The sequence below is a fragment of the Pedobacter nototheniae genome (assembly GCF_032678625.1).
Lineage (GTDB): Bacteria > Bacteroidota > Bacteroidia > Sphingobacteriales > Sphingobacteriaceae > Pedobacter > Pedobacter nototheniae_A.
In genome coordinates, this window is sequence record NZ_JAVTSO010000003.1 from 350,217 (window position 1) to 376,785 (window position 26,569).

Sequence of the window (26,569 nt, forward strand, 5' to 3'; positions counted from 1 at the left end):
ACGCGCTGCAATAAATACTTTGCAGTTAACATTATTGTATTATCTTTAGCTACTCTGTATGAGTCTTGTTGAGCGATAACTTTAAAGCTTCCCTCCTTATATATAGCTTATTTATTTCAGTATAAAAATTAATAAAATGATGCTGAAATGTAAACACCCTATATGACAATTATATCTAAAGCCGATTTTTCCAAAGCAACGGGAATCTGCAAACTACCTTTTCCCGGATTGGCGGAAATGCTCATGAAAATGATGAAAATTAATGCGCTTAACCGTATTGTTAGCGATGCGGAACAACTTGAAGGTGCAGCATTTGCAAATTATCTGTTGGATACATTGGGTGTTATTATTGAAATTGATGATGAAGACCTGGCTAATATTCCGGAGAACGGGGCATTTATTTCAATCGCAAATCATCCTTATGGCGCTATTGAATCGCTGGCTTTATTAAGCACATTAACCCGGAAACGTCCTGACACCATGTTTATGGGAAACTTCCTGCTTAAAAAAATTCCGAACTTAAGTAAATGCATTATTCCTGTAAATCCTTTCGAAAACGTTCAGGATACTTCAAGTATCAGTGGTTTAAAAACAACTTTTAAGACTTTAAAAGAAGGGATTCCGGTGGCCATTTTTCCTGCCGGGGAGGTTTCCTCGTATAAATTCAAAAAACTTCAAATCACAGACCGAGACTGGCATCCTGTAGTTGGTAAAATTATATCCAAAGCCAATGTACCGATTTTACCCGTTTATTTTTTTGGTAATAATGGGTTTCTGTTCAGCTTACTTCGGTTAATCCATCCATCCTTACAAACGGCCAAACTCATTTCAGAATTATTTAATAAAGAAGGTCATGTGCTTAAAATTAAAATAGGCAAACCCATTTTGCCGAAAGAAATTCCTTCAGCCTGTAATTTATCAATGCTAAAATATCTTAGAACAAATTTATATGCGCTTGGTAAAAAACCGTTAAAAACAAATTAACAATTGTTCCAGGTTACGTTTAGGTTAAGTTTTCGCACAGGGTTCACATAAAGAAATTGTTGCTTTTATATTAATTATAGGTAAATTTAATGTAAACAACCACGTTTATATTGAAAACTTCAGTGATTAGGTACCACAAGCTTTTACTTGGGATTATACTGTTTATGAGTATGATACCTAAAGCCGGTGCACAAAATTTTGAGTTTGATTTTTATGCCGGAACTTTTGAATTCGAGGCAAAACCTGAAGTGATTATTCCTGTACCAAAAGAAGCCTCTGCTACGGCCGTTCATGATTTTTACACCCAAATTAATTTAGTAAACTATCAAGCTATTATTACTGCCTTAATTAGTTACAAAGAAAAATATAAACTAAACGATTGGATTTACTATCAATTGATTAGAAAAACTGCGGAACAATTAAGCCCTAAAAACGAAAATTATTTTCGTTACACTTTGTATAAATGGTTTTTACTAAATAAAAGTGGATACGACGCCAGGCTTGCTGTGGGTAATGAGCAAATTATATTTTATGTTAGAAACGAGGAAGACATCAGCGACATTCCTTTCTTTACCATCGATCATAGAAAATACATGTGTTTAAATTATCATGATTATGGCAAACTTTTTAACATGGCTGTTGCTTACAAGCCTGTAGACATTTTTATGCCTGAAGCTACCCATTCGTTTTCCTATAAAGTTACACGAATGCCCGATTTTAAACCTGAAAGTTATGAAGAAAGAGATGTTGAATTTAGCTATCGTCAAAAAGTTTATCACTTTAAGCTTAAAGTAAACGATGATGTGTTGGCTATTTTCAAAAATTACCCTGGAGTAGATTTTGAAACTTATTTTAACATTCCGCTAAGCCGTGAAACCTACAGTTCGCTAATTCCGGCGCTTAAAGAAAATTTAAAAGGCATGGATCAAAAAAAAGGCGTTGATTACCTGATGCGCTTTACCCGTTATGCATTTCTTTATGAAAATGATGAACAAAATTTTGGGATGGAAAAAAGATTATCGCCCGAACAAACTTTAGCCAATAAGTATAGTGATTGTGATGACCGTGCAGCTTTATTCTTTTACCTGGTTAAAGAAATTTATAATCTGCCAATGATAGCACTCCTCTATCCTACTCATTTAACAATGGCTGTACAGTTTGACAAGCCTGTTGGGAGTTTTATTACCTACAAGGGCAAAAAATATTCGTATTGCGAACCCACTCCGCAGCTACAGGATTTAAAAATTGGCCAGCTTGCTACACAGCTTAAAAACATTAAATACGAAATTGTATATGCCTACGATCCTGTAAAGCATTATTAAACCTGTTTTTCTTAATTTATATTAAATTAACGTTAACTTAATATTATCATACCAACAACAGGCAGTATAAATCAGTTTTTCAGGTATTTTTATGCCTAATATAAATCTAAAGAAACTATGCCGGCCACTATTTACACCATTTTAAAAGAGTATTTTGTAGAAATTCATGCGCACGGGCTTAAGGCAAGGATTATGTCGCCTATTTACGATCAAAAAACTTTTACTTTCCAAACCAATTTACATTACAGAAGTAAAAGCCACCCTGAAGGAAACAAACCGGCTTCTACATTTAATTCTTTTGCAACTGCGGAGCGTCATTTATTACAATACATTGAAGAATTTCAAAACACATTAGATTTAGGTGGCGATGTAATTCCTGGTACTAATATTTAGAAACGGTTACTCCTTTTTATAACCAAACACCGCTATATATTTCAATTTCTTAATCAATTTGTAAGGTTAAGCACTATTCTCCCTTAGTTTGCTGAATGCTCACTTAACTATCTGAAGCATTAAAGTTCCTTTCGCATGATGTTGTTATTGCAATTAACACCCAGCAAGGCCAAAGTACAATTTCTTCGTTCAGCTTTAAACCAGCATAGTCAATGTTTCGGTTGGCACTGAAAAAGCCCAACCACTAACTTTAAAAGAAAGATTGCAAGCCGGCAGTTTTTGTTTCTTTTTGCTGTCAAAAAGAAACAAGGCCCGCGGCCAGCGGAATAATTGTCTTAGCCAGACAGGCTTCGTACCTTTTTCTTAACAAAAAGGTACCCAAATTCAAGGCTTGCATCCTTTCTTGAATAGCAACATCAGAATTCTTATTGCGGCAATATGAGGCTTAGGCCTTTTCTCAGCCCTGCGCCCGCTGCAGATTCCCTTGGTTATTCGAAGCATGAAAGGGAATACAAGAATTCTAATGTGCTCTCCTACGAAATGTTGCTATGCCAGAGGTGTGCTTGGGGAAATTTGCAGAAAATTAAAGCTGGTTTAGCATGATCATCCAGCAAGGCCAAAGCACGATTTCTTCGTTTAGCTTTAAACCGGCATGGTCAATGTTTCGGCTGGCACTGAAAAAGCCCTATTACTAACTTTAAAAGAAAGATTGCAAGCCGGCAGTTTTTGTTTCTTTTTGCTGCCAAAAAGAAAACAAGCCCCCGCGGCCAGCGGAAAAGTTAAGCAGAAAGGCTTTATACCAAAAGATAACTAAAAACCAAGACCCGTACCATTTCTTGAACAGCAGCATATGAGTTAAACAAACAGCTACTAAAAAACAATTTGATGTTAAGCGTTTTCGATAGACTTAACAAAAGGATAATATTAATTTAATTTTATGATCATATATCTTTGAGGGAAATGAAAAAGAAGAAATCAAACGCCCAGAATCGTTCCGTAAACAAGAAGTTAAAGAAAGAGTTATCGTTAAAATTAGTAACTGCTTTTGAAGAAGTGGTAGGCCAATATGGTGAAGCGAAGAAAAGCAAAAAGATTATAGAAAACTTTGCTAAACAATTGGCAAAAAAACTATCTAAAAACCCCAAAGCTATTGAAGTTAAACCCGTTGTTGAAGCGCCATTAGTGATAGAGGAAGAAGTTAAGGCTGTAGAACCTGCACTAAAAGAAACTAAACCCAAACGTTTAGCTAAACAAAAGGCTTAGTTTAAACATCTCAAAGATTAGAAAACATATTCCGCACTGAATTTGCTTTATAGTGCGGGCCTAAAAGGCTTATGATTATTCTATAATCTGAATTAGATTTTCCTGAATATTACAAAATTAAAAAGCCCCCAGATCTTAATTGACCGGGGGCTTTTTAAAATATTATTTAAGGTTTAGAAACTATATCTTAAACCCAATTGCATTTGATAACGTGATGCAAAGAAATCTTTAGAATAAGAAGTTACATCTTTTTGAGCAAACGTATAAACAGGGTAAGAAGTTGGCGTACCTGCAGTAGCCACTTTTAAGCCAACGTTAGCCATTGAATTGTATGTGTTTGGTGAAAAATACTGGATTCCCCAATCTTTATTCAGCAAGTTTGTTAAATTAACAATATCGTAAGTTAAGGTTAATACATGCGGGTGTTTACCTTTTGCAACCTGTATATCTTGAGAGAAACGGAAATCTGCTTGTACATTCCAAGGCGTACGTGCGCCATTACGTTCTGTAAATTGTCCTCTGCGGGTACTTAAATATTTATCTGCATCAACATAAGCATCAAACGCGGCAGCTTGTGCCTGATTGGCTGCTGAGAAGAATTTAGAAGTTTCGCCAGCTGCTGGAATATAAACCAAACTTACGGTTTGCCCTGTATTATTGATGGTTGAGTTAACAAACCCTAATGAATAAGGCGCTCCTGATTGTGCACTGAAGAATATAGAGAAATTACTTACATATTTACCATTTTTAGCCCAATCTAACTTATAATTTAAGGTAGAAATAATACGGTTACGAATATCGAAGTTAGAATATGCCAATCCAGGGTTGTTTGGACTTAAAGCCTGGTTTAACTGCCAGTTAGATTCCATAGAGTTACGGATTCCGTTTGCAATATCTTTAGACTGACCGTAAGTATAGGCTACCATCACGTCTAAACCAAAAGGTAAAGATTTACTCACCTGGCCAGTTAACGAATATTTATAGCCTTTGTCGGTATTGGATAAAAGATAAGCATTAGTATACTTATTATTAATTTTTCCATTCCCGTATGCGCCAGAAGTAGTGCTGTAAATTGGTTGCTGGTGTTGTGTATCGTATACCATGTAGCTTGGGTTATCTACATAGTTAATTTGCTGAAAAGCTACGTCCTTAATAACTTTACTGTAAATACCTTCTAAGGTAAATTTCCAGTTGTCTTGTGTTCTGAAATCAAAAGCTAAATTGCTTCTCCAAGCCTTTGGCATTTTGAAATTATTATCCACCAAATCCACTTGGGTTGCGCCATTGACATCCTTAATATTCACCCCTTGCTTTGCTGCATATCCTGCTTCACCATTTCCACTTAGGGCATCTCTAATAGGATCGCTACCCGGCACTTGTGTAACCACTTTATTGCCACTGGCAGGTTTCAAATCGTATGCTCCATAGTTTACGCCATTGTTATAATAAGCATAACCTAACCATGCAAAAGGAACACGGCTGGTAAATAATCCACTTCCACCACGTACAATTAAGCTTTGATCGCCAAGGGCATCAAAATTAAAACCTAATCTTGGCGAAACCTGAATTTTATTTAAAAATTTGTTGTTAATGGTTGATGGCTGCGTATAACTGTATGTAGTACCATAGTTCGGATCAACAGGAGAATTTATTGTTTTGTCGCTTAACGTTGGCATGGTTGGTAAATCAGCCATATCAAAACGCAAGCCTAAGGTAAGCTTAAATTTATCACTTAAACGCATTTCGTCCTGCCCATATACACTGTAAAGGTTAACATTAAATTTAGCTGTGGGATTAGCAATAATGTTATCGCGGGAATTATCAGCATAATCAAAACTGGTACGTACCCTTTTCGGCTTGTTGTTTAAAAAATCATCAACGGTATCGTAAGCTACCCTTCCATTCCACGCGTTTACAAAACCATAGTTAATTTTGTAAAATTCGTTGTGCGTACCAATGGTAAAATTGTGTATTCCTTTGCTGAATGAATAGTTATCTGTTAATTCGAAAGTATTTTGTTTCATATTAAAAATACTTGCTTCTCTATCCGTACCTAAAAAGATTGTGCCTCCATTTGAACCAATTTCGATTTGAGGAATTGCCGGATCAGATAGTGGGTCGCGGAAATCATGAACGGTAGAATAACCCAGAATTAAGTTATTGGTAGCCGAGTTGTTAAATCTTGTTTTTAAATCGGCAACTGTAGAACTTTGATTATTGTTTTGCTTAAAATCTATACTACCAAACCTAAAGTTAGACTGATCTCTTTCTAAGTTTGTTGCTTTAGAGATAATCGTGTTGTTTCTGATGGTTAACTGATTGTTCTCGTTAATATTCCAATCCAAACGGTTAAAGAATTTATTCGATTGAGAATAGATATTATAATCGCCATAAGCACCGGCATCTAAACCGTAAGCAGTTTTCATTCGATCTGAAATTGCCTGCGCCTGTGCCAAAGTAATAATACCATCAGGTGAGCCCGCTCCTAAAATAACCGGATCTTGTCTTCTGGTAATTTCCTCATTGGTGAAGAAGAATAATTTATCTTTAATAATTGGGAAACCTACACGGAAGCCCGTTTGATAATCGTGAAATGCGGATGGTTCTTTTGAGTTATCGCCAATTTTATTTCTGCCAATTAAAGCAGCATTACGACCATATCCATAAACAGATCCGGTTAAATCGTTTGTACCACCGCGGGTTACAGCATTAATACTTCCACCTAAAAAGTTACCAATTTTAACATCATATGGAGCAAGTAATACGGTTACATCCTGAATGGCATCCAAAGAAACCGGATTGGTACGTGTACTACTTCCAGGCATACCAGAACTACCACTCTGTCCACCTAAAGAAGGGCTGAACCCAATGGCATCATTGTTTATTGCACCATCAATGGTTACGTTATTGTACCTGAAATTTGTACCACCGAAGGTATTGTCTTTACTTCCCTGAGGAGTTACACGGGTAACATCCTGCAAGCTACGGTTCATGGTAGGCAGGTTTTTAATCTGTGTTTCGTTAATATTAGTACCGGCACCAGATTTAGTCGGGCCTTTTTGTCCCTTAACGTTTACCTCGGCAAGTTGGTTTCCCTGCTCCTGTAAATCAATATCAATTTTTTGATCGGCACCAAGTGTTAAGTATATATTTTCCTTAACAATTGGGGTATAGCCAATATAGGTTACCGTGATTTTATAAGGACCACCCGGATTTAAATTTCCAATGCGATAAATACCGGCTTCGTTAGACGATCCTTTAGAAACAGTACCAGTTGGAACATGTACAATGGCAATTGTAGCGCCGGGAATAATTCCTTTGGCATCCTTTATTTTCCCGTTAATACCTGATGTAGTAACCTGTGCCTGCACCAATGTTACAAACAACATAAAAACACCCAGTAGGGATAGTAAACGTAATTTCATCTTTTGTGATTTTAATTTGCCACAAAAAAACAGCCTTAATGTTAATTCAATATTAAGTGTAAATTAAGTTTAACGGTATTTTAACAAAAAGAAAATAAATATGAAACAATAAGAAAATACAAGCTTAACACCTTTTACGATGGCCTGTATACAGTCAGAATTAATTCATAAAAATCACTATTAAAGATGAAGATTTGATGAAGTTTTCTTTAAACATCTAAAAAAACCTCAATTAAATAAATTGTTTGCCTTGGTGGAAAAACTTGGCTTATGCAAAAAATTGAAGCTTATTTTTAATTCGCCACAATATGAAATGATATAAACTGGCTGTTGATTTAAAAACAAAAAAGCCCGGAAATTAATTCCGGGCTTAAGAAAAGAATATTATTGTTTATCGAAACGATTAATAGATATTTTGCTGAGGTGTAAAGCTTGTCCAATTCGAAGACCAATCAATTGTACCAAACGCACCTCTGTAGGTTACAACTTCAAATCCGGTTAAGCCGGTAAAGCTTGCGCCAGCCAATAAAATAGAACCTGTATTTGGCAATAATTTTGGTGTAGCACCTACATCGAAAATACTTCCATCAATACCAATGTCCTGCCATTTAGGGAAAGTTTGATTAGCAAAAGCAGGTGTCTTAAACCAGTCTTCAGCCGTTTGCGAACCAACGTTTCCTGTTCCTTTAATCTCTACACCAATCGGGTTAGGGAAAGTAGGCGAACCACCTGTACCATAACCGTTTGTACCCCATCCATCTACACCAGCAAGTACATTATTTTTCAATACAAGTTCGCCTGCAGCCGCATTGGCTAAAGTTACAGATCCATCAATAAACAATCCGTTAGGAAAAGCTGTAAATACGGAGTTGTATATTTTAATCTTATTGCTTCTTCTTAAATGCATTGCATTTTGGAATTGAATGGTTATGGTTTTGTTTTTATCTTTTTTCGGACCGATAATGGTCATATTTGAAAACTGACCAGAAGTAAAAGGTGTAGCTGTAGTTCCGTTACCATCGTTATCTACCTCAAAACCATTCGATCCGGATTGATCTGCTAAGTTGGCATCGCGAATGGCTAAACCAAATTGTACTGTTCCGTGGAATCCATAATCCACATCAAAATCATCATCCAAACTACGGTAAGAAATTAAGTGTTTGGCATTTACAGCACCACCAAACCATTCAAAAGAGTCATCCAATCCGTACGAACACTGAACATAATCAATAACTGTTCCGCTACCTACAGAGCCCATTGTTAAAGAGTTTACCTCCTGGTTGGGGTTAATCGGCGTACCAGCATAATCAATTCTAACATACTTTAATATGCCTGAGTTATCAGCATCATTTGTACCACCATGCCATCCTTCATATCCACCTTCTAACTGCGCTTCGCCACCTGGTTGGTTGTTGGTTGCTTTACCACAAATTACAACACCACCCCAATCGCCCGGCTCACGAAGTCCTGGTGTTCTTTCTGATGTAAAAATAATAGGAGCAGTTGCAGTACCTTCAGCAATAATTTTATTCCCTCTTTGTACAACTAAAGTTCCCTGGCTTTCTCTATCGCCAATAATAACTGTACCCGCTTCAATTTCTAAAGTTATGCCTTCTATAGCTGGTAAACCTGCCAGGTTTTTAATATCCCTGCCAACTCTTACCATACCATTTAAGCGGTATATATTACCTTTTGTCCATTTGGTATTTGCAGAGATGCTCCCAGGATTTACCTCAATAATTGGCTTGGTTGGATTTGTTGTTGGCGGAGTAACTACACCACCACTTTCGTTATACTCAATAATGGTTGTTTTTTTACACGAGCTCACAATCAATGTTCCGGCTAAAACAATAGCCATCATTTTGAAAGATAAAGAACCAAATTTTGGCTTGTAATGTTTTTGCATGTTCATATTTTTTTATTAGATTTTAGAATAATTTATAAGATAATGTTAAGCCAATTTGACGGCCTGTTTTAAATTGAGAAATGATCTGATCTTTTGAAGCATCAAACTTTCCATCGCCGTTTCCATCCTGTAACAGGGTTATATTTTGATTCAGCAGATCATTAAAATTTGCTTTTAATGAAATCCTGTTCGAAAAGGTTTTCGTTACCACTAAGTCTATTACATTTTTCGGCATTTCATACATATCCGGAATATTTTCAGTACCAACATAGGCTATTCGTTTTCCGGCAACATTGTATAATAAATTAACCTGCAACTTGGATTTGATGTTGTTGTAAAATAGTGCTGCATTTATAATATATGGCGACTGCCCTTGCATTGGCCTGTTGTTAGATTGACCTATGGCATTAATTCCGGTAAATTCTACTTTACTATTGATATAGGATGCATTAAGTAATACCGTAATATCATCTATAAATTTCGAACCGGTTAAACCTGTAAGTGTTTTACGTAATTCGAGTTCAACACCTATATTCCTTACTTTTTCAGCATTTTGAAAATCAAAAGATTGCAAATTGCTCCCTACAATGGCATGAGATTCAATGGCGTCCTGAAAGCGTTTGTAGAATGCGGATAAACTGATTAATTCTGAAGTAGAAGGATAAAACTCATACTTCAAATCATAATTATCTATTTTAGCTGTTTTTAGTTTTGGGTTTCCGCTGATGGTAAAGTTTTGATCGAAATCGTAGAAACTAAAAGGAGCCAATTCTCTAAACTCAGGGCGGTTTAATGTTTTACCGTAAGCTAAACGGAATAAAGATTTTTCGCTTAAATTGTAGGTAAGGTTTGCAGATGGCAATACCCTTGTAATATCGTTGTTTACGTTTACAGGTAAACCTTGGTCTGCGCTGTTTAATTTTTGTAAGTTACTTTCCACCCTTGCCCCTGCAACAAGTGTAAGTTTATTTTTAAATGGTAATATAAAATTTGCGTATCCTGATAAAAGCCTGTTCGAAGCATCGTAATTATCTCTGTCGTTAGATTTCTCATCGAGCTTTACGCCATTGGTTAAATTTATATTTTCCCAGTTAAACAATTGGTCTATTGTACCATTCAATAAATCTGTATTAAACAAATCACTATTTGCTCTTACATAACCAAGATTACGGGAAGTGAACGTACGTTTTTTATCTTCATAATAACCACCAACTTTTACACTTGGCTTAAAAACGGTACTTTGTGGATTTAAATTTTGCTCCAGATTAAAGCTGCCTGTTTTAATGTCTTCGTCCATTCTTGAATAAAAACGGCCTAAAAACTCAGGCTGTGCACCACCAGTAGGTACAAATAAGGTATATGCGCCGTTGCCTGTGGCATCTGTTCTGTAGCGTTTATAATCTGGCTGATCGCGGAATGATTTGCTGTAACCCGCTACCCAATCAAACTTGGTATTTTCGTTGTTAAACTTATGCGTTCCTGCAAGTTGACCGGAATATATCCCTCTATACAATACATTTGATGCATAGTTAGAATAACTTGCCTGATCTTCTGTTCCTATACGGTTAATATATTGCGATGTACTTAACTGGTTGTATAAATTTTTAAACTCGAAAGTATTATTGTTGTCTAACTTAAATGCCCAGTTGTGTACAATACCCAAGCGTACGTTATAATTGTACTGATCGTCGTTATACCTGTAAATTTCTCTTGACTGTTGTGCAATAGGATCATACTTATCGTAATTTCCTCTTAGTACGGCATTGTGCGTTTTGCTGTTGCTATAGCTTATTGCGGTAATATTACCCAGCAATTTGTTATTGATGTTAAAACGCTTACTACCGAAGATGTTTAGCTTCTGATCTAAGTTTGCCGTATTGATTTCGGGAATCCAGTTGTTATTTAAAGCATGACCAGCCGCATTTAATTTACTGTTGGTAACGCTTTTAAGCGATGATGGAAAATTAACCGGAAGATCGTTATCGCCGGTATTAAAACCTGTAAAATATAAATCACCAGTTGCCGGGCGTTTAAAATCCTTAAAGGTAGCGTTTTCGCGATAGTTAATACCGTAATCGATCGTCAGCTTATCTTCATCTGGTATACTTTTAAGGTATACTTTAACAACACCACCTGCAAAATCGGCTGGCAAATCTGCCGATGGGCTTTTATAAACCAAAACCTTATCTATCTGGTTGCTCGGAATTAAATCAAAAGAGAAAGATCTTACATCGGTTTCTAAACTTGGCGCAACCACATTGTTTAACAATACGCTGTTATATCGTTCTGATAAACCACGGATATTAATAAACCGGTTATCTACAATGGTAATCCCTGGAACACGTTTAACAACTTGTGCAGCGTCAGAATCCCCTGATCTTTGAATCGTTTGACTGGAAACACCGTTAGCTATTGATTGAGATTTTTTAAGTTCAGCTAAAACAGAGGCTTCTGTACCGCTTTTTCTTACTCCCGAAATTACTACATCATTAAGTGTTGCTTGATCATCTTCCATAATCACATCAACAGATGTTGTTTTACCTGAAGTTACTTTTACATTTGGAACAACTTGTTTTTTAAAAGAAATGAATGAAAAAACAACCTTGTAAGTACCTGGTTTAACCGTATTTAAGACGTAATTACCGTCAGCATCACTGGTGGTACCAATTGAAGTTCCTTCTATCAATACAGATAAACCCACAAGCGTTTGCCCGGTTGACTTGTCTGTAACTTTACCAGAAATTTTTCCGGTTTGTGCATACGAAAGCACACTAATCGTCAAAGCAAACACAGTAAGTGCCGCTCTTTTAAAAGAGTTTAGTAAATCCAATTTGTCCTTATTTGATAAGGGCAAAAGTATTACCACAGTGTTAACTACGCGTTACACATTAATTAAGATTTGTTTACGTTAAGGTTAATTAAAGGTTAACAGTTTTTACAATTTAATATCTGATACCCATTTTTTTGCAAATGAAGTGCAATAACCAAATCGGTCCAATTAACAAGAATTTAACATCATCTAAAAACGATGGCTTCTTACCTTCTATTTTATGACCGATAAACTGCCCAACCCAGGCCGCTACAAATATTACAGCATAAATGGCATAGGCCGTTCCACTCCCTAAACCAACAGCCTGCTCTATTTTTACAATGGTATAACTCATTAAACCAATAACCCAAATCATTAAGAAAAACAACACGGGCGATAAAGTATAATAATAATATAAACTAAAGGCCAAAAGAAAGGAAGCCCAATTGAAATAGCCATTATAGCTACCCAAAAAACCAATATGTGGAAAGGGAATTTGCCAGATCAAACCCAGTAAACTGAATACAATTAATGGAACGCAAACCCAATGCACCAATTTATTTGTTGGATTTTGATGGCTTTCAGCGTACTTATCAAAAAGTACATCTACAGGTCGTTTTGGTTCGATTGTTATGGTTTGCTTGCTCATTATGTAAAAATAAAAAAAGTGATGGAATATTCATCGCTTATATTTGTTTTATGGTGCTGAGTATAGAAAATGTCATGATTATAATAACTGAGGGCGTAAACTTATAAATATTATAGTTTTGATTAAATAGCATTTACTCTAAAAATGCTGACCGTTTTAGAATAGTGCAGATTTGTATCCAACAAAGCCAAACCACCATTTCTACGTTCAGCTTTTAAACCGGCATAGTCAATGTTTCGGTAGGCACAGAGAAAGCCTACCTACTAACTTTAAAAGAAAGATTGCGAGCCGGCGGTTTTTGTTTCTTTTTGTTGTCAAAAAGAAAAGAGCCCCCGCGGCAAGCGGATAGTATTGTCTTAGCCAGACAGGCTTTGTACCTTTTTCTTAACAAAAAGGTACCCAAAAGTCAAGGCTTGCACCCTTTCTTGAATAGCAGCATCAGAATTCTTATTGCGGTAATATGAGGCTTGCCTCTTTCACAATCCAACGCACGCTGCATATTCCCTTGGCTATTCGGAACACTAAAATTCTGCAAGAATTCTAATATCCTATTCAGCGAAATGCTGCTATGCCGGTGGCGTGCTTGGGTTAAAACAGTAGAAAATTTAAAGTTGTTTAGCATGATTTAGCAACTGCAATCAACTCCCAACAAGGCCAAAGCACCATTTCTACGTTCAGCTTTTAAACCGGCATGGTCAATGTTTCGGCTGGCACTGAAAAAGCCTCACCAATAACTTTAAAAGAAAGATTGCAAGCCGGCAACTTTGCTTCTTTGGTTGTCCAAAGAAGAGAAGCCCCCGCGGCAAGCGGAATAATTGTCTTAGCTATACAGGCTCCGTACCTTTTTCTTAAATAGTAGTATCAATATGAATCCTTTTGCACAACCAAACATAAGGCCCATAAAATAAAAAAAGCGATGGAATATCCATCGCTTATATCAATCTTTCAGACCAAAGTCTTTTATCCTATTTAGCAAACGCTACAGAACGTGTTTCTCTGATTACAGTAACCTTAATTTGGCCCGGATAAGTCATTTCCGTTTGAATACGGGTTGAAATATCAGCGGCAAGCAATTCTGCCTGAGCATCTGTAATTCTTTCACTTTCTACAATAACACGTAATTCTCTACCGGCCTGTATCGCAAAAGTTTTCTCTACACCTGGGTAAGATAATGCCAGTTCTTCTAAATCTTTTAAACGTTTAATGTAACTTTCAACAACCTCTCTACGGGCGCCCGGACGAGCACCAGAAATTGCATCACAAGCCTGTACAATTGGAGAAATCATAGAAGTCATCTCGATTTCATCGTGGTGAGCGCCGATAGCATTACAAATTTCAGGATGCTCTTTATATTTTTCGGCCAGTTGCATACCTAAAATTGCGTGTGGCAATTCAGGATTATCATCAGGCACTTTACCAATATCATGTAGTAAACCTGCGCGTTTGGCCATTTTTGCATTTAAGCCTAACTCTGCAGCCATTGTAGCACAGAAATTAGCAACTTCACGGGAGTGATGCAGTAAGTTTTGTCCATAAGATGAACGGTAGCGCATACGTCCCACCATACGAATTAGTTCAGGGTGTAAACCATGGATACCTAAATCGATAACGGTACGTTCGCCAATTTCTACAATTTCATCTTCAATTTGCTTTTTGGTTTTAGCAACAATCTCTTCAATACGTGCCGGGTGAATACGACCATCCGTTACCAAACGGTGTAATGCCAAACGTGCAATTTCCCTTCTAACCGGATCGAAACCGGATAAAATAATGGCTTCAGGTGTATCATCAACAATAATTTCAATCCCTGTTGCAGCTTCTAAAGCACGGATATTACGACCTTCTCTGCCAATTACACGCCCTTTAATTTCATCGCTCTCAATATGAAAAATAGATACTGAATTTTCTATAGCAGCTTCTGTTGCTGTACGCTGGATGGTTTGAATCACTACTTTTTTAGCTTCTTTACTCGCTGTTAATTTAGCTTCATCAACTATATCCTTTACCTGCATCATCGCCTGAGTACGTGCTTCTTGTTTCAGGTTTTCTACCAATTGATTTTTGGCTTCTTCGGCAGATAAACCTGCAATAGTTTCCAATTGCTTAAGGTGCTGGTTCTTTAAAACTTCTACTTCATCTTGTTTTTTTACTGCAATTTCGGTTTGCTTTTCAAGATGACTTTTTTGCTTATCAAGCTCCTGCTCTTTTTTATTAAAATTTTCCATACGCTGATTAACAGATTGTTCTTTCTGTTTCATCGTGTTTTCGCGTTGATTTATATTATTGTTTTTCGCATTAACTTCTTGTTCATGCTCAGCTTTCATCTGCAAAAATTTCTCTTTTGCTTCTAAAAGCTTATTCTTTTTTAAAATCTCTGCATTATTCTCTGCATCTTTTAAAATCTTCTTTACTTTGGTTTGTGCAGCAACTTCCTGCTGTTTAAGTAAATTACGCAGCAGGAATCTTCCTACTACTACGCCGACACCTAAACCGACTATTAAGGCAAATACGTATCCTAATATTTCAACTATTTCCATTTTGTTTTTTAAATAAAAAAACCGCAACTAATTTTTAAAGTCTCATACATTTTAAACCTCAACTAAGCATAATTAGGGTTTAAGCCATTTTCAGGTGCCAAAGCAGATGAAATACGCCCTCTTAACCCTATAGATATTGAAGTGTTAAGTTTTATAAAATTTGAAACTCAAAAAATAGCTGCGGCTATATTTTTGTGCTAATATCGTTATCTGTCATACTAAAGGGCAAAGCAATGGTGGCTAAAGACACCCAACATGCTTATATGCTTGAAAACTGGTTTTTCTTCCAGATTTTAATTGCATTTAATAGGACAAAAAATATAAAGAACGAACCTTTTTTATTTTGAAAAGAAACCGTTTAAAATAACATCTAATTCTTCAACTTTATCAGCAACTGCAGTATCCTGGTTTTGTGCCTTATTCTCCGTTCTCAATACTGCTGTTGCATAATGCAATAACGACATAGAGAGTAGATCCTGCTTATCTCTGACTGCATAATTTTCCTGATAGTCTTTTATGCGTTCATTGATCATTTTTGCTGCCCGTCTCACAATTTCTTCCTCTTCCATATTAACCTTTAAAGGATAAATACGGTCAGAAATGGTTATTTTAATCGAGATTTCTCCCATTTGTTTAGCTTAGTTTCTGTTTTTTCGCTTCACTTATTTTTTAAGCAATGCGATACTCTTATCAATCTCTCTCACAAAATCGTTAATTTTTTGTTTAATGTCAACAGACTTTTCACTGGTACCTTCAATACTTTTAGCCAATTTCAAAACCCGCATTTTTTCTTCGAGTTCTGCACTTTTGCCTTTTGATGTATCGAAAGCAACTTTTAACGATTGATTTTCAAGCCTTAATAAATCATTTTCTTCCTGCAAGGCATTGCACAACTCGATTAAACGCGTTGTTTTTTGTATTACCTTATCTAATTGATCTGCAACAGAAGTCATGAATTTATTTCTAAAAATACGAATTTATATTTTATTTCCTAATTTCTGCCCCTGCTTGTTGGGTTAAATTAGCAATTAACTTCTGCATGGTTTGCTCAATTTGCTTATCTGTAAGGGTTTGCTCCTCATCCAGCAAAATAAAGTTTAGTGCATAAGATTTTTTTCCTTCCGGTAATTTATCGCCTTCGTAAACGTCAAAAACGTTTACTTCCTTAATTAATTTTTTATCCGTTTTAAACGCAATGCCTTTAAGCAATTCAAAGGTTACATTTTTATCAATCAACATTGAAAGATCGCGACGAACCTGAGGATATTTTGAAATGTCTTTATTTACAATTTTATTTTTCTTAATAATATCCAACAAAGCACTCCAGTCAAAGTCTGCATAATATACTTCTGCATTTACATCAGCCAGTTTGCGATCTGCTTTGGTTGCTGCACCAAAACTTACCAATACTTTGTCACCTCTGAAATACTTAATGCCGTAAGCAAAGTTTTCATCATTTAAAACATCGCTTTGATAACTCGAAATGCCTAAACGGGAGATAATGGCATCAACTGCAGCCTTCAAATTGTAAAATGTTGAAGGTTTAGTACTTTGGTTCCATTGCTCGGTTTGTTTTGCCCCTGATACTAAAAGCAATAAACGAGGACGTTCAATATATTTTTCGTTGATTAAGCTATACGTTTTTCCAAACTCATAAAACTTAACATCTGCATTTTTACGATTTTGATTATAAGCCACGCTTTCTAAAGCAGGCATTAACAAACTTTGACGCATCACATTTAAATCACTACTTAACGGATTTAAAATGTGAACAGCTTCGTCCAGGTTTTTAGAGTAAGCAGATTTAGTTAAAGAGTTGCACCAAATCTCTGCATAGCCATTTGCGGTAAGCATATCTGCAATTACATTTTGCGTATTTTCCTTGTCAGGTCTTTGACTATAAGATAAGGAAGCATTTACCTTAGTTGGAATTTCGATATTGTTATAACCATAAATACGCAAAACCTCTTCAGTAATGTCGCACTCCCTGGTTACATCAACTTTAAAAGCCGGAACTTTTAGCGATAATCCTTCAGCACTTTCGTTTGTTGCTTCAATACCTAAAGCCAGAATAATTTCTTTTATCTCGGTTGAAAGAATATTTGCGCCGATGAGTTTGTTAATGTTATTGTAATTTACATCAAACTCAAACGGCTGAACCGGATTCGGGTAAATATCTGAAACTGCTGATGAAATTTTACCACCTGCCAGCTCTTTAATTAATATCGCCGCATATTTTAAAGCGGTAATGGTAATTTCCGGATCAGTACCACGCTCGTAACGGAAAGAAGCATCTGTTTTTAAACCATGTCTTTTAGCCGTTTTACGTACCGAAACTGAATTAAAATAAGCACTTTCTAAAAAGATGTTTTTAGTATTGGCATCTACTCCTGAAGATTTCCCTCCAAATACGCCGGCAATACACATTGGCGATTCTACATTACAAATCATCAAATCATCGGCACTTAATTTACGCTCAACATCATCTAAAGTTATAAAAGTTGTTCCTTCTGCTACTTTTTTAACAATCACCTGCCCACCAGAAATTTTATCTGCATCAAAAGCATGTAAAGGCTGGCCCAGGCCATGTAAAACGAAATTGGTAATGTCTACAATATTGTTAATCGGGCGTAAACCAATTACTTTTAATTTATCCTTTAACCAATCTGGAGATTCTTTTACTTCCACGCCAGAAATGGTTAAACTGCTGTAACGCGGACAGGCGTCCTGATCTTCTACAGTTACCGGAATATTTAAAGTTTCTTCATCAACTTTGAAACCTGAAAGATCAGGGGTTTCAAAACTGGTTCTGAAATAAGCGGCTAAGTCTCTTGCTACACCCAGGTGCGAAGCTGCATCAGCGCGGTTTGGGGTTAAACCTATTTCGAAAAGGAAATCATCTTCCATTTTGAAATGATTTTTAGCTAAAATACCAATTTGGGTATCTTCTGCCAAGATCATGATTCCATCATGAGATTTACCTAAACCAATTTCATCTTCCGCACAGATCATCCCCTGCGAAACCTCTCCCCGGATTTTAGATTCTTTGATTTTAAAAGGTTCGCCTTCTAATGGATAAACCGTTGTTCCAACCGTAGCCACAACAACTTTCTGTCCGGCAGCCACATTTGGTGCACCACAAACAATCTGAAGATTTTCTGCACCGCCAACATTTACGGTAGTTACACGTAAACGATCGGCATTTGGATGTTGGGTACAAGTTAAAACATGCCCAATAACAAGCCCTTCAAGTCCGCCGGCAACCGATTGAACTTTATCTATGCTTTCCACTTCTAAACCAACATTGGTTAAGATTAAGGAAAGTTCCTGAGGGGTTTTGTCTATTTGTACAAACTGCTTTAACCAGTTATATGATATTTTCATGTTGCCGTATCGAGTAGCGAGCACCTGGCATCAGGATTTGTATTCTGGCCGTTGCTCAAAATTTATAAAACGCAAAGATAATATTTAAAGCCGAAAGGCTGAAGTATGGAGCGGTTTTATAAACAGTTTTTTACTTAAAAAACAGCTTAACCAAAACCGGCAAATGATCTGAATAATAACGCTGATCTTTACTGTCTGTTAATACGGCAAATTTCTGAACACTAAAACCTTTGTTAACAAAAACATAATCAATCTTATCTTTCAATTCGCTGTTAAAATTAAAATTATTAAAGGTACCCGTAGGGCCATAAGGCGGCTCTACAGTTATGTCTTTAGTATCTGAAAGAAATGATTTTATAGTCGAGATGGCCTCTGTTTCAGGCGTAACATTTAAATCGCCGGTAAGAATAACCGGTAGCTTTGGTGCAATTTCCTGAATCTTCCGTTTAATTAATTTGGCTGATTCTATTCTGGCTTGCACACCGATGTGATCGTAATGGGTATTAAAAACAATAAATTCTTTCTTATTTAATTTATCATAAAGCTTAACCCAGCTGCAAACCCGGTTTAAAGCTGCATCCCATCCTTTAGAAGGCACATCTGGTGTTTCAGAAAGCCAGAAAGTACCCCCGTCCTTTTTTATAAATCTTGTTTTATCAAAATATACGGCAGAAAATTCGCCTTTGCGTTTTCCATCATCACGCCCCACACCTACTACGTCAAAATTAGAATTTTCCAATAACGCATCAAATTGCTCTGGTAATGCTTCCTGAACACATAAAATATCTGCATCATGAAACTTAACTAAAGCCTTAACATTATCTTTACGATTTGGCCATGCGTTTATACCATCAGAAGCAACATTCAAACGAATATTATAAGTAATTACATTTAGGGAATTTTCTGATTTTTGAGCAAAAGTAGCTACAGAAATTAGTAAAAAAAGATAAAATAATTTTAGGGTTTTCATCCCGGCAATTTAGGAAATTATTTAAAAACAGAACAAAACCCGTATGTTAGGAAATTGTTAAGCCCGGCTTCAGATAAATCTTTAAATCGGAAAACAAAAACTAATCAATCAGGTGATCGTCTTTAAAACTGTAATAACCACTATTGGTAAAAATAAGATGATCAACCACCAGCAAACTCAATAAACGTCCTGAAGCAACCATATCTTTAGTTAATTTAAGGTCATTATCACTGGGTTTTCGGTTGCCAGAGGGGTGGTTGTGTGCTAAAACGATATTAGCGGCATTATTCTCTAACGCAATTTTAAAAATAACCTTCGGGTCTGCAACGGTGCCTGCCTGCCCACCCTTGCTGATTAAATATTTGCCCAAAATATGGTTTGACCGATTGAGCAGAATTACCCAAAATTCTTCGTGACTTAAATCTGTTAGCGTACTTTCAAGATACCTGTATGCATCTATGGAACTGGTTATTTTAACTATTTCATCGTCGATAGTTTCTTTACGCCTTAATCCGAGCTCTAAAGCAGAAATAATGGTTATGGCTTTTGCTTCACCAATCCCCTTAAACCGCGACAACTCCTGTATACTGGCGCGCCCTAATTTAGCTAAGCTATTATCATAAAAAGCAAGAATGCGTTTGCTAAGATCAACGGCAGTTTCGGTTCTGTTACCGGAGCCTATTAAAATGGCAATCAGCTCTGCATCTGTTAAATACCTTTTGCCATGAAGCAAAAGTTTTTCCCGTGGCCTGTCCTCTTCAGCCCACAACTTAATTCCAAGTTTGTGCGTATAGTTTTCCATTTTTTTCAGATAAAAAAAAAGCATCCCAACTTTTGGTTGGGATGCCGTTCCTAATATCGTAAAAAAACAGCTTAATTTAAACCGTTAACAAATTTAGTTAATTTCGATTTGTTGTTTGCCGCTTTGTTTTTGTGGATAACATTCTTTTTAGCTAAACGATCTAACATAGAGATCACTTTAGGCAATAATTCTGATGCGGTTTTTTTGTCCTCAGCAGCGCGTAGTCTTTTAATAAAGGTACGTGTAGTTTTTGCCTGATATCTGTTACGTAAACGTTTTGTAGCGTTTGCTCTAATTCTCTTTAATGAAGATTTATGATTTGCCATTTCTATTTAGCCTTTTATTTTTCTTATTCGTTTCCTATAATTCGGGTTGCAAATATAGGATTAATATTTTCAAATTACAAAACACTTTTACTTTTTTTATTTCAATTAAATATTCTGTGTTCCAATCTTTTAATTTTTGGTTGCCAAACCTGGTTTCTTTTTTCTTAATCTTTTAATTTGCCCCATGTGTTCGGTTGGGATAGTATCACCTAAAAGTTTGCCCCAGGGCTTCAATCCGTCTATCCTATCGAAAACAATTTTCAGCACGGCTATAAACGGAATAGACAAAAACATTCCGGAAACGCCCCACAAGGCGGCACCCAATAACACAATAACAATAGATATAAGCGCATTAATCTGCACTTTTGACGACACAATTCTTGGTACTAAAATATTATTGTCTATAAACTGGATTAAAGCATAGGCGCCAACAATTAAAAGCTGGGTGGTAAAACCATCTTTGGTTAAAGTAGCCATTAAGATGGGCAACGCAATTGCAATAATGCCCCCAATATAAGGCAATAAATTAAGTATGGCACCAATTACGCCAATTAATATGGCGTTTTGCACACCCAATATAAGCAAGGCTGCAGAGTTTAAAACGGCAACAATTGATGTTTCTATTAATAAACCAACAATATAACTTTGAATGGCGGATTTAGTTTCGCCGAGTATTTCACCAACTTTTTTCTGGTTTTCTTCGGAGAATACTTCGTAAAGAAAATTCAAAATCAAAGTTTTATAAAGCATAATCAGGAAGGTATAAACCGGAATTAAGAAAACCACACTTAAAACACCCAATACGCCACTCAGTGTTTGTCCAATCATGGCCTTACTACTATTTGCTGCATCATTTAAAATTTGTACTTGCTTTTTTGTAGATAACCCAAACGTATTTTGCAACCACACTTGCAGCTCGTGCAGCAACAAGCTAAACTTTTGTTTTATGGCATCAAGATCATCAAAAAAATGCGCTACCTGCCAGGAAAGAAAGTACATTAACGCAACAACTACAATTAAGCCAATAAGCATGGTTAATAAAATTGAAACTATTTTTGGCAGTTTTCGCTGGAAGCGGTTAGCTAATGGATTGAGCAGAATTGCAATTAATGCTGCGAAGGCAAGCGGAACCAAAACATCTTGTAATACATTTAAAATAAAAACGGTGATTACAAGGCCCAATAAAATTACCGGCGCTTTAATGTAGAATGGAAAAGGTGTTTTAATCATTAGAATAGTAGCAAAACATTTGTTTGTAAACAGAAAATTACAAAAATAGTTTTACTAAAATCGGGATAGCTACAGAATTAAGATTCTTATTTTAGGATAGCACATTAAAAATGTTATTTTTGGGGAAATCGAATTTTTAGTGAAAAAGAGAATCGCCATATTTGCTTCAGGTTCCGGATCCAATGCCCAAAAATTAATGGAGCATTTTAAATCTAACCCTGAGATAGAAATTTCCTTGGTTTTAACCAATAATGCAGATGCTTATGTATTGCAACGGGCTGATAATTTTGAAATCCCGAGCCATATTTTCGATAAGCATGAATTTACCAAAACGGATAATATTATCGACCTGCTTAAAAACCTGGATATTGATTTTATTGTATTGGCTGGTTTCTTATGGCTGATTCCTAAAAATCTGATTGATGCGTACCCAGGCAGGATCATAAATATCCACCCGGCTATTTTACCAAAATTTGGCGGCAAGGGCATGTATGGTGATCATGTACACAATGCCGTTATGTCTTCAGGAGAACCTGAAGGCGGTATAACCATCCATTATGTAGATCAGAATTATGATGAGGGTGAGTATATTTATCAGGCTCGTTATAAAATCGATAAAAACGATAATTTAGAAATGGTAAAATTTAAAGGGCAGCAACTGGAACATTTGCACTACCCGAGAATTGTAGAAAGCCTGGTTAAAAAAATCAAAAAATAGTTTCCTAAAAAACTGTCTTTATTAAATCAACCAGGCATCACCTCGGTTATAATTTTTTAGCGATGGGTATATTAATCTACCCGTTTATCCGTTTTGGGCATAAGCAGCAATAACACAGCAACAACGGCAAGAAAGCCAACATTGAGGAGTGTGCCCCATTGGTAAGCACCTGAAAATGACTTTAATGCAGGCGGATTACCCAACTGCTGAAAAAATACACCACCGACTAATGCAACACCTATCGCAACCGAAATTTGCTGCAATGTTAAATAAATGCCTGAGGAGGATCCCAGCATATCTTCGGGAATACTTTTTAATGAAATCGTCATTAAAGAAGGTAAAATTGTACCACAGCCCACTCCATAAACAAATAATACAGCAGCAATACATAATGATTGTGTTTCTTTACCAATAACCAGAAGGTGCAACAAGAGTGTTGAAATCATAATTATTGCACCGGTAAGTGATACGTACTTACCATAGCTTGATACCTTTGACGTAAAAAATACAGAAGCAAGCACATAACCAATTCCCTGGCAAACAAAGTAAACACCGGTATGGGCAGAACTAAAACCCAACCCATTTTGCAGCATAACCGTATTAATCAGGAAGTAAGAATCCTGAACTAAATAGTAAAATAGGGAAACTAAAAGTCCAATTCTAAAATCAAAGTTCTTAAAAATGGCGATGTCAATTAAAGGCCTTAAACCTTGTTTAAGGCTGTTTTTTTGATGGAAGATAAAGATTAAAAGCAAAATAAACGATAACACCAGGAGTTCAATACTCCAAACCGGCCAGCCCATTTCCCTACCTCGAATAAGTGGATAAATAAAAGCTGTTAAAGTGAGCATAAGTAATAACCCGCCTTTATAATCAAACTTTTCAGTGGTATTTGGAGCAAATTCTTTAAGGTATTTAAGGCCTAAAACCATCGCCACCAGCCCTACAGGTATGTTAATTAAAAAGATTAAACGCCAGCTTTCAGAGATAATCGTCATATCCGGAATAAACCCACCCAAAAACTGCCCCACTACAGAAGCAATGCCTGCAATGCTACCATACACCCCCAACACCTTTACACGCTCCCGGGAATCCGGAAATAAATCGGGTATAAAAGCCACGCCTTGAGGAACCATAAATGCAGCACTTATGCCTTGAATAAAACGGGCAATATTTAATTGTGTTGCCGACTGAGAAAGTCCACAAATACAAGAAGCAATGGTAAAAATGAACATACCTGTTAAAAACACTTTTTTCTTACCAAAATACGCTCCTGCTCTTCCTCCTGTAATTAAAAAAGAGGCATAACCTACTATATACATTACAATCACAAGCTGCATATCGGCATCGGTACCTTTAATTCCATTTTTTATAGACGGAAGGGCTACATTTACAATAAACAAATCAATTACAGATAAAAATATTGCCGAACAGACGATCAGAAACAAGAACCAACGTTTATCTTTTTTCATAATTTATTATATTTAATTTTTAAAGAAAGAAAACGCTTCAACAGTAATCAAGTAGTCTTAAAAACCGTACTTAGTATGCAAAACAGTACCAATAATGAGTGTAAAGCAGTTACAAATACAGAAAATGAGGATTTATTTTTAAATGACTCATCGTTGACAAGTGTATTTAAGGTAATTGGTGGTAAGTGGAAAATTATACTCATTAAAGCCATCGCAGCACAGTGCCCTAAGCGGTTCGGTGAACTTAAGCGCGAAATTAATTTCTTAAGTCAGGGTATGCTTACCACACAATTAAAAGAAATGGAACGCGATGGGTTGATTCTCCGCGAAGCTTTTGCTGAATCTCCGCCACGTGTTGAGTATAAACTAACCAGTGCTGGCAAAACGCTCATTCCGGTAATTGATGTTTTAGAAGATTGGTGGACAAGTTTTCAAGCGAACAAATAAGCAAAAAGAAGCTTTTGAATCTGTAAATGCAGTTGAAAAATACAGTTAAGGGAGAAAAAATAACCACCAAAGAAAAATATACAAATAATTTCATTTTTATTGGTTTGTGCGGCTAAATAAATGCCCTTGTTTTACTACCTTTGCGGCTCAAAATTTCCAGTAGAATGAGTCAATCCATTAAAATCAAAAACGCTTTAATCTCAGTATATTATAAAGATGGTTTAGCACCATTGGTAAAATTGTTAGCCGAACAAGGTGTACAATTATTTTCTACCGGTGGCACCGAACAATTTATTAAAGATTTAAACCTGCCGGTAACAGCGGTTGAAGATTTAACGGGTTACCCTTCAATTTTGGGCGGTCGTGTTAAAACCCTGCATCCAAAAGTATTTGGAGGCATTTTAAACAGAAGAGGTTTAGAGGGCGATCAGCAACAAATTGCGGAATACGAAATTCCTGAAATTGATTTGGTTATTGTAGATCTTTACCCTTTTGAAGAAACGGTAAAGGCTGGTGGTACGGCAGATGAAATTATTGAAAAGATCGACATCGGTGGAATTTCATTAATTCGTGCCGCGGCTAAAAACTTCAATGATGTCGTAATCATTGCTTCAAAAAACGATTACCCGACTTTACAGGCACAACTAAAAGAACAAAATGGCGAAACTACTTTAGCACAGCGTAAAGCTTTTGCGAAAAAAGCCTTCCACACTTCTTCTCATTACGATACTGCAATTTTCAATTATTTTAACCAGGAAGAACCACTTGATGTTTTTAAACAGAGTGTAACCGAAGCTAAAACTTTACGTTATGGCGAAAACCCACATCAAGGTGGTGTATTTTATGGCGATTTAGAAGCTATGTTTACCAAATTGAACGGAAAAGAACTTTCTTACAATAACCTGGTTGATGTGGATGCGGCTGTAGCCTTAATTGATGAATTCGAAGATCCAACTTTCGCGATCTTAAAACATACAAACGCTTGTGGCATTGCCTCACGCTCAACGGTTAAACAAGCCTGGATGGATGCATTGGCCTGCGATCCTGTTTCGGCATTTGGCGGCGTATTAATTACCAATGTTGAAGTTAACTTAGAAACTGCCCAAGAAATTAACAACTTATTTTTTGAAGTGCTGATTGCCCCGTCTTACCAGCCTGAAGCTATTGAGTTATTCAGCAAGAAGAAAAACCGAGTTATTTTACAACGCAACAATGTTGAGTTAAGCAAAAAACAATTCAAAACTTTATTAAATGGCGTTATTGAACAGGATAAAGATTTAATTATCGAAGGCCCCGAGCAAATGACAACCGTTACAGATAAAGCACCTACTGAACAAGAACTAAAAGATTTATTCTTTGCTAATAAAATTGTAAAGCATACCAAATCAAATACCATTGTTTTAGTTAAAGATGATGTTTTAATTGCAAGTGGTGTTGGTCAAACCTCACGTGTTGATGCTTTAAGACAAGCCATTGAAAAAGCGGCTTCGTTTGGATTCAGTGTTAAAGGCGCTGCAATGGCATCAGATGCATTTTTCCCATTCCCTGATTGTGTAGAAATTGCAGCTGAAGCGGGTATTACAGCAGTTTTACAACCAGGCGGTTCAATTAAAGATGCAGATTCTGTTGCAAAAGCAAACGAAAAAGGTATTGCAATGGTTACCACAGGCGTTAGACATTTTAAACACTAAAAAGATAAAAAGCTGACGTGTTAGGTAGAAAGTTTGTCTCCATGCCCTCATTGCAGAGCGTTGTCGCATTAAGATTGCTTCGTGCCTCGCAATGATGATCGTTTAAGAATGATTTACCTTTGACATTTTGAGTTTCATTTCCTAAAACATTTTATTTGGTTTAAAAAGAATTTAATGGACAAAGAAATAAAACTTAAAACAATAAAAAAGCTATTTTTACATTAGGAATAGTATAGATTTA

At 36.3% G+C, this 26,569-nt stretch carries 20 protein-coding genes; 7 read left to right on the top strand and 13 right to left on the bottom strand.

Going from position 1 to position 26,569, the window contains the following annotated elements; genetic code table 11:
* The first annotated feature begins 162 nt into the window (after positions 1-162).
* From R2Q77_RS11770 to R2Q77_RS11785, 4 genes are all read left to right on the top strand, one after another.
* Positions 163-984: a lysophospholipid acyltransferase family protein gene (locus R2Q77_RS11770; RefSeq protein WP_316803924.1), complete on the top strand. Its 822-nt coding sequence runs from the start codon at positions 163-165 to the stop codon at positions 982-984.
* 170 nt (positions 985-1,154) lie between these two features.
* Positions 1,155-2,306: a hypothetical protein gene (locus R2Q77_RS11775; RefSeq protein ID WP_316803925.1), complete on the top strand. Its 1,152-nt coding sequence runs from the start codon at positions 1,155-1,157 to the stop codon at positions 2,304-2,306.
* 117 nt (positions 2,307-2,423) lie between these two features.
* Positions 2,424-2,699 carry a hypothetical protein gene (locus R2Q77_RS11780; RefSeq protein ID WP_316803926.1) on the top strand — a complete coding sequence of 92 codons (276 nt, stop codon included), beginning with the start codon at positions 2,424-2,426 and terminating at the stop codon, positions 2,697-2,699.
* Positions 2,700-3,659: 960 nt separating this feature from the next.
* A complete protein-coding gene (locus R2Q77_RS11785) occupies positions 3,660-3,962 on the top strand; it encodes a hypothetical protein (protein ID WP_316803927.1) in 303 nt (100 codons plus the stop codon).
* Positions 3,963-4,135: 173 nt separating this feature from the next.
* Here R2Q77_RS11785 and R2Q77_RS11790 read toward each other — a convergent pair whose 3' ends face one another.
* The 12 genes from R2Q77_RS11790 to R2Q77_RS11845 form a co-directional block, all read right to left on the bottom strand.
* Positions 4,136-7,387 carry a carboxypeptidase regulatory-like domain-containing protein gene (locus R2Q77_RS11790; protein ID WP_316803928.1) on the bottom strand — a complete coding sequence of 1,084 codons (3,252 nt, stop codon included), beginning with the start codon at positions 7,385-7,387 and terminating at the stop codon, positions 4,136-4,138.
* Positions 7,388-7,790: 403 nt separating this feature from the next.
* Positions 7,791-9,293 carry a hypothetical protein gene (locus tag R2Q77_RS11795; protein ID WP_316803929.1) on the bottom strand — a complete coding sequence of 501 codons (1,503 nt, stop codon included), beginning with the start codon at positions 9,291-9,293 and terminating at the stop codon, positions 7,791-7,793.
* A gap of 22 nt (positions 9,294-9,315) precedes the next feature.
* Positions 9,316-12,123: a TonB-dependent receptor gene (locus R2Q77_RS11800; protein WP_316803930.1), complete on the bottom strand. Its 2,808-nt coding sequence runs from the start codon at positions 12,121-12,123 to the stop codon at positions 9,316-9,318.
* Positions 12,124-12,235: 112 nt separating this feature from the next.
* Positions 12,236-12,751, bottom strand: a complete 516-nt coding sequence (locus tag R2Q77_RS11805) for a DUF962 domain-containing protein (RefSeq protein ID WP_316803931.1) — start codon at positions 12,749-12,751, stop codon at positions 12,236-12,238.
* Between the two features lie 965 nt (positions 12,752-13,716).
* Positions 13,717-15,288 (bottom strand): ribonuclease Y, encoded by a 1,572-nt coding sequence (rny, locus tag R2Q77_RS11810; protein ID WP_316803932.1) that lies wholly within the window; start codon positions 15,286-15,288, stop codon positions 13,717-13,719.
* 338 nt (positions 15,289-15,626) lie between these two features.
* The gene (locus R2Q77_RS11815; RefSeq protein WP_131535801.1) at positions 15,627-15,917 is read right to left on the bottom strand and encodes a cell division protein ZapA; all 291 of its coding nucleotides are present in this window, start codon (positions 15,915-15,917) and stop codon (positions 15,627-15,629) included.
* 33 nt (positions 15,918-15,950) lie between these two features.
* Entirely contained in the window at positions 15,951-16,241 is a 291-nt protein-coding gene (locus tag R2Q77_RS11820; RefSeq protein WP_316803933.1) for a hypothetical protein, read from the bottom strand.
* 31 nt (positions 16,242-16,272) lie between these two features.
* A complete protein-coding gene (pheT, locus tag R2Q77_RS11825) occupies positions 16,273-18,672 on the bottom strand; it encodes a phenylalanine--tRNA ligase subunit beta (protein ID WP_316803934.1) in 2,400 nt (799 codons plus the stop codon).
* A gap of 130 nt (positions 18,673-18,802) precedes the next feature.
* Positions 18,803-19,642 (bottom strand): endonuclease/exonuclease/phosphatase family protein, encoded by an 840-nt coding sequence (locus tag R2Q77_RS11830; protein ID WP_316803935.1) that lies wholly within the window; start codon positions 19,640-19,642, stop codon positions 18,803-18,805.
* A 100-nt stretch (positions 19,643-19,742) separates the two neighbouring features.
* A complete protein-coding gene (radC, locus tag R2Q77_RS11835; protein WP_316803936.1) occupies positions 19,743-20,444 on the bottom strand; it encodes a RadC family protein in 702 nt (233 codons plus the stop codon).
* A 71-nt stretch (positions 20,445-20,515) separates the two neighbouring features.
* On the bottom strand, positions 20,516-20,770 hold the full coding sequence (rpsT, locus tag R2Q77_RS11840) for a 30S ribosomal protein S20 (RefSeq protein WP_131535806.1): 255 nt from the start codon (positions 20,768-20,770) through the stop codon (positions 20,516-20,518).
* 129 nt (positions 20,771-20,899) lie between these two features.
* Entirely contained in the window at positions 20,900-22,000 is a 1,101-nt protein-coding gene (locus R2Q77_RS11845) for an AI-2E family transporter (RefSeq protein WP_316803937.1), read from the bottom strand.
* A gap of 139 nt (positions 22,001-22,139) precedes the next feature.
* Here R2Q77_RS11845 and R2Q77_RS11850 point away from each other — a divergent pair, with 139 nt between their 5' ends.
* Complete coding sequence (locus tag R2Q77_RS11850; RefSeq protein WP_316803938.1) at positions 22,140-22,718, top strand: phosphoribosylglycinamide formyltransferase; 579 nt, start codon at positions 22,140-22,142, stop codon at positions 22,716-22,718.
* A gap of 71 nt (positions 22,719-22,789) precedes the next feature.
* On the opposite strand, the gene R2Q77_RS11855 is transcribed toward R2Q77_RS11850, so the two are convergent.
* Positions 22,790-24,190 (bottom strand): MFS transporter, encoded by a 1,401-nt coding sequence (locus tag R2Q77_RS11855; protein ID WP_316803939.1) that lies wholly within the window; start codon positions 24,188-24,190, stop codon positions 22,790-22,792.
* A 75-nt stretch (positions 24,191-24,265) separates the two neighbouring features.
* Between R2Q77_RS11855 and R2Q77_RS11860 the strand changes: the two genes are divergently transcribed.
* Positions 24,266-24,637 (top strand): helix-turn-helix domain-containing protein, encoded by a 372-nt coding sequence (locus tag R2Q77_RS11860; protein ID WP_316803940.1) that lies wholly within the window; start codon positions 24,266-24,268, stop codon positions 24,635-24,637.
* A 164-nt stretch (positions 24,638-24,801) separates the two neighbouring features.
* On the top strand, positions 24,802-26,328 hold the full coding sequence (gene purH / locus R2Q77_RS11865) for a bifunctional phosphoribosylaminoimidazolecarboxamide formyltransferase/IMP cyclohydrolase (RefSeq protein ID WP_316803941.1): 1,527 nt from the start codon (positions 24,802-24,804) through the stop codon (positions 26,326-26,328).
* Positions 26,329-26,569: the final 241 nt, after the last annotated feature.